Genomic DNA, 4,472 nt, shown 5'->3' with positions numbered 1-4,472 from the left:
GCGTGAAAACGAACGCCCGGTCATGTAATCCTCAATGACCTTCTTCTGGCCAACCAGGACCACTTCGAATCTACCGGCAGCAGTAGCGACTGCTTCTACCGCTCCATCGATGATCTCTTCGGGGGCCTTGTCGCCACCCATCGCATCCAGTGCTATCCTCATCTTGACTCCCGGGAGAGACTCGAACGAGGCTCCACCTGTCCGGCGGAGCCTGTATCGAGTATTTCCGTCAGGTCATCTGAGACCACTTATTCTTCCTTGACGACCGGCTTGATAACTTCCCGACCGGCATAGTAGCCGCAATTCGGGCAGACAGTATGAGGCTGCTTCGACTGATGACAATGCGAGCACTCAGACAGCGCGGGGCTGGAAGCTTTCCAGTGCGACCTTCTCATGTTTTTCTTGGACTTCGATGTCCTTCTTTTTGGAACTGCCATTTTAACTCCTCCCGGTTCCCGGGACTTTACTTATTCGTCCTGCTCCTTCAAGAGCTTCTTCAGCGACGACCATCTTGAGTCGCCTTCCGTCACATTACATTTGCAGTCTGCATTATTCAGATTCTCTCCGCAGCCGGGGCATATCCCGGAACAATCCTCGCTGCAGAGATACCTTATCGGTAAATCCAGCACGACTGCTTCCCTCAAACGAGGGAAGATATCGTAGCAGTATTCGTTCTCGCCGGTAAGTACGATAAAATCGTCTTCTTCCAGGTCCTCCGGTATCTGTACGCTTGCCCCACCCTGAAACACCAGGTCGAAACCCGTTTCGATCCTGTAATCGAAAAGTTCGAGACATTTGCTGCAATCGGTCCTGATTACCCCTTCTATCGCAGCCCGGAGAAGGTAACGGCTTCCGGTCCTCGTTACATCAGCCGTGACAAGGACCCGGCACTCCATCTTGCCACCCTCTGCCGAGGGTATTTCGAACCTCTCATCAAAGGAAAAGGATTCCCGCTCCTCCACATGAGCAAGATCCAATTGCATCTTTATAATATCCTTTTCCATAAGGCATTTATATTAATCTTCGGGAAATACGATAGCAAGCTCTTTTTCCACCGACTCCGGTGAATCAGAGGCATGCACGGCATTCGTCTGGAGACTTGCTCCGTAAATATACCGTATCGTACCCGGGCTCGCATTCGCCGGATCGGTCGCTCCGACCAGTTCCCTGACCAGTTTGATCGCGTTATCTTTCTCAAGCTGCAGCCCGACGACTTCGCCCGAAGTAATATACTGGACAAGATCGTTAAAGAAAGGTTTTTCGCGATGTACGCCGTAGAATTCCCCAGCTCTTTCCGCGTTGAATCGGAACTGTTTCATCTTCGTGATCACAAAACCGTTTCTCTGGACAAATTCAATCAGCTCACCCTGTTTTCCGGCCTTGACCATCTCCGGCTTGATCATCAGGTATGTCTTTTCCAACTCTTCCTCCAATATCTATATCAGTCTGGATACTATTTCAGCTATTTCAGCCGGGATCTCCGCTACTTCCACTCCAGCAGACTTGAACGCTTCGACCTTTTCAGCCGCCGTTCCCGTACCACCCGTCACTATCGCTCCCGCGTGTCCCATCCTCTTGCCAGGAGGAGCGGTCCTGCCTGCTATGAACGCGGCCACCTTTTTGGGATAGCCGTTCTTTATGATCTCTGCCGCCTTTTCTTCGTCGTTTCCACCGATCTCACCGATCAGGACGACCACTTCAGTCTCGTCGTCATCGGCAAAGAGAGCCATCGCGTCGAGAAGGTTCGTACCGATCACCGGATCTCCCCCGATTCCCAGACATGTGGACTGGCCCAAACCGTTCTGAGTTAAATGATAAACGACTTCGTAAGTGAGGGTGCCACTTCTTGATACGACTCCCACCTTACCTTCTTTGTGAATATTCCCTGGCATGATCCCGACCTTCGCCTTACCTGGCGAGATCACTCCGGGACAATTCGGGCCGACGACAGTCGTACCCCGTTCACGCACGTATGGAAGTGCCCTGACCATATCCTTGACCGGTATGCCCTCGGCAATACAGACGACCAGCTCGACGCCTGCGTCGGAAGCTTCGCATATAGCGTCCGCGGCGAAAGGGGCCGGCACATAAATGACACTGGTATCAGCACCAGTCTCGCGGACCGCCTCTTCCATCGTATTGAATACCGGCACCCCGTCATCGGTCTTCTGACCACCCTTGCCGGGAGTCACTCCACCGACGACATTCGTCCCATAGGCTACCATCTGGCTGGTATGGAAACCTCCATCCCTGCCCGTGATCCCCTGGACGATCAATTTCGTGTTCTTATCGACAAGAATACTCAATTCGAGCTTCCTTTCATTTTATGAAGCGCTGGCGATCTCGATCGCCTTCTTGACGCCTTCTTCCATCGTCGCGGCCGGAACCAGTTCCGTACCTTCGAGGATGGCCCTCGCCTCCTCGGCGTTAGTCCCGGTCAACCTGACGACCAGGGGAATATCCACTCCCAGGTCTTTCTTCGCCTGAAGCAGACCGTTGGCTACGTCGTCGCATCGGGTGATACCGCCAAATATATTGATAAGGATCGCTTTAACCCCGGGGTCGCGCACGATTATCTTCATCGCAGCGAGTACTTTCTCGGGACTGGAACTTCCACCGATATCGAGGAAGTTCGCCGGCTCTGAGCCGAAATACTTGATCATATCCATCGTCGCCATCGCCAGTCCGGCCCCGTTCACTATACAACCTATCTTCCCATCGAGTTTGACGAATGAAAGGTCCGAGTCACGGGCTTCCACTTCACCGGGATCTTCCGAAGAATCGTCCCTCATCGCTTCCAATGCGGCGTGCCTGTAGAGGCTGTTATCGTCGATATTGATCTTGGCATCGATCGCCCATACCTTCCCGTCAGGACTGACGACAAGAGGGTTTATCTCTGCGAGCGATGAGTCGACTTCCATAAACGCTCTGAAAAGGCCCTTAAAAACGGGAGCCAGCTGTTTAGCGACAGCCCTGTCCGACGTTAAAAAGGCCGACATCTTCCTCAACTGAAATGGCAGTATCCCTGACAGGGGATCGATCGCTTCCTTCAGTATCTTCTCTGGAGTGGTCCTGGCGACTTCCTCGATATCGATCCCTCCGGCAGGAGAGATCATCATCAATGGCTTGCGCGTGACACGGTCGTAGACCATCCCGACATAGAACTCCTCGGAGATATCGACCGCTTTGGCGATAAGGACTTTCTCCACCGTCAGCCCCTTGATATCCATCCCCAGTATCGCCCCGGCTTTTTCAACAGCTTCTTCGGGAGTCGAGGCCAGCTTCACCCCACCTGCCTTGCCTCTTCCACCGACCAGGACCTGCGATTTGACCACGACCGGGCAACCGAGTTCTTCGGCTGCCCCCCTGGCCTCCGCGGGCTCTGTTATCAGGATGCTTGGTGGCACGGGAAGTCCCGCGCCGGCAAATATCCCTCTTGCGTCAACCTCATGGATCTTCAATTAAGACCTCCGCTATCTATTTATTTAGGCGACTCACGTCACTCACTGAAAGTCATTTATCTACTTCAGATAATCCTTCAGAACATCGGCAAGGGTAGGATGGCCGATCTCGTCGAGATCGTAGCTGACCCTCACTGACGGCTGTTTTATGTCGATGATCCTGCCGAGATCGATCGGAGTGCCGATGATGACAGCATCGCATTCTACATTGTTGATCGTAGTCTCAAGATCCTTGATCTGCTCGTCACCGTATCCCATGGCCGGCAGAAGCGTGCCTACATCGGGATATCTCTCGAAGGTCCTGGCCAGCTTGCCAGTTGCCCATGGCCTGGGATCTACCAGTTCGGCTGCACCGAACTTCAGCGCGGCCATGACACCGGCGCCGTAAGGCATCCCGCCGTGAGTCAGTGTCGGGCCGTCCTCTACACAGAGGACCTTTTTGCCCCTGATCAGATCTGCATTCTCTACGCGCAGAGGTGAGGCAGCATCAACGATTATCGCGTTCGGGTTGAACTCGGCGATATTCTCTCTGACATCCTCTATTCCCTCGAGGTCCGCCGTGTCGATCTTGTTGATGACCACGACGTCCGCCATAAGAAGGTTCGCGAAGCCGGGATAGTAGTCGAGTTCATGTCCCGGCCTGTGCGGATCGGCTACCACGATATTCAGATCGGGCAGATAGAACGACATGTCGTTGTTTCCGCCGTCCCAGAGGATGATATCGGCTTCCTTCTCCGCCTCGCGGAGGATAGCCTCGTAATCCACACCGGCATATATGATGACACCGTTGACGATGTGAGGTTCGTACTCTTCCATCTCCTCGATCGTGCACTTGTGCTTCTTCAGGTCCTCGATCGAACCGAAACGCTGCACCTTCTGCGCGACCAGGTCACCGTAAGGCATCGGATGCCTGATCGCGGCGACTTTCTTTCCGGCGTCCAGGAAAAGCTTTGCGACAGTCCTTGTCGTCTGGCTCTTGCCACAACCGGTCCTTGTGGCACAGATCGAGAT

At 53.8% G+C, this 4,472-nt stretch carries 7 protein-coding genes; all 7 read right to left on the bottom strand.

The genetic code is table 11. The features are described 5' to 3' along the window. On the bottom strand, positions 1–162 hold a 162-nt coding region (locus KOO63_11910), incomplete at its 3' end, for a hypothetical protein (protein ID MBU8922514.1). Positions 163–248: 86 nt separating this feature from the next. Next, a complete protein-coding gene (rpmF, locus tag KOO63_11905; protein ID MBU8922513.1) occupies positions 249–437 on the bottom strand; it encodes a 50S ribosomal protein L32 in 189 nt (62 codons plus the stop codon). 30 nt (positions 438–467) lie between these two features. Then, positions 468–983: a DUF177 domain-containing protein gene (locus KOO63_11900; GenBank protein MBU8922512.1), complete on the bottom strand. Its 516-nt coding sequence runs from the start codon at positions 981–983 to the stop codon at positions 468–470. A gap of 33 nt (positions 984–1,016) precedes the next feature. After that, positions 1,017–1,421, bottom strand: coding sequence for a nucleoside-diphosphate kinase (ndk, locus tag KOO63_11895; GenBank protein MBU8922511.1), 405 nt, complete (start codon positions 1,419–1,421; stop codon positions 1,017–1,019). 15 nt (positions 1,422–1,436) lie between these two features. After that, a complete protein-coding gene (gene sucD / locus KOO63_11890; GenBank protein ID MBU8922510.1) occupies positions 1,437–2,306 on the bottom strand; it encodes a succinate--CoA ligase subunit alpha in 870 nt (289 codons plus the stop codon). 18 nt (positions 2,307–2,324) lie between these two features. After that, the gene (gene sucC / locus KOO63_11885) at positions 2,325–3,461 is read right to left on the bottom strand and encodes an ADP-forming succinate--CoA ligase subunit beta (protein MBU8922509.1); all 1,137 of its coding nucleotides are present in this window, start codon (positions 3,459–3,461) and stop codon (positions 2,325–2,327) included. Positions 3,462–3,521: 60 nt separating this feature from the next. Beyond that, positions 3,522–4,472 (bottom strand): hypothetical protein (locus tag KOO63_11880; protein ID MBU8922508.1); only part of this gene is annotated, 951 nt, incomplete at its 5' end.

It is taken from the genome of Candidatus Latescibacterota bacterium, assembly GCA_019038625.1.
Lineage (GTDB): Bacteria > Krumholzibacteriota > Krumholzibacteriia > Krumholzibacteriales > Krumholzibacteriaceae > JAGLYV01.
The sequence above is the reverse complement of the archived record's forward strand: the minus strand, read 5'-3'. Positions and strand labels throughout refer to the sequence as shown.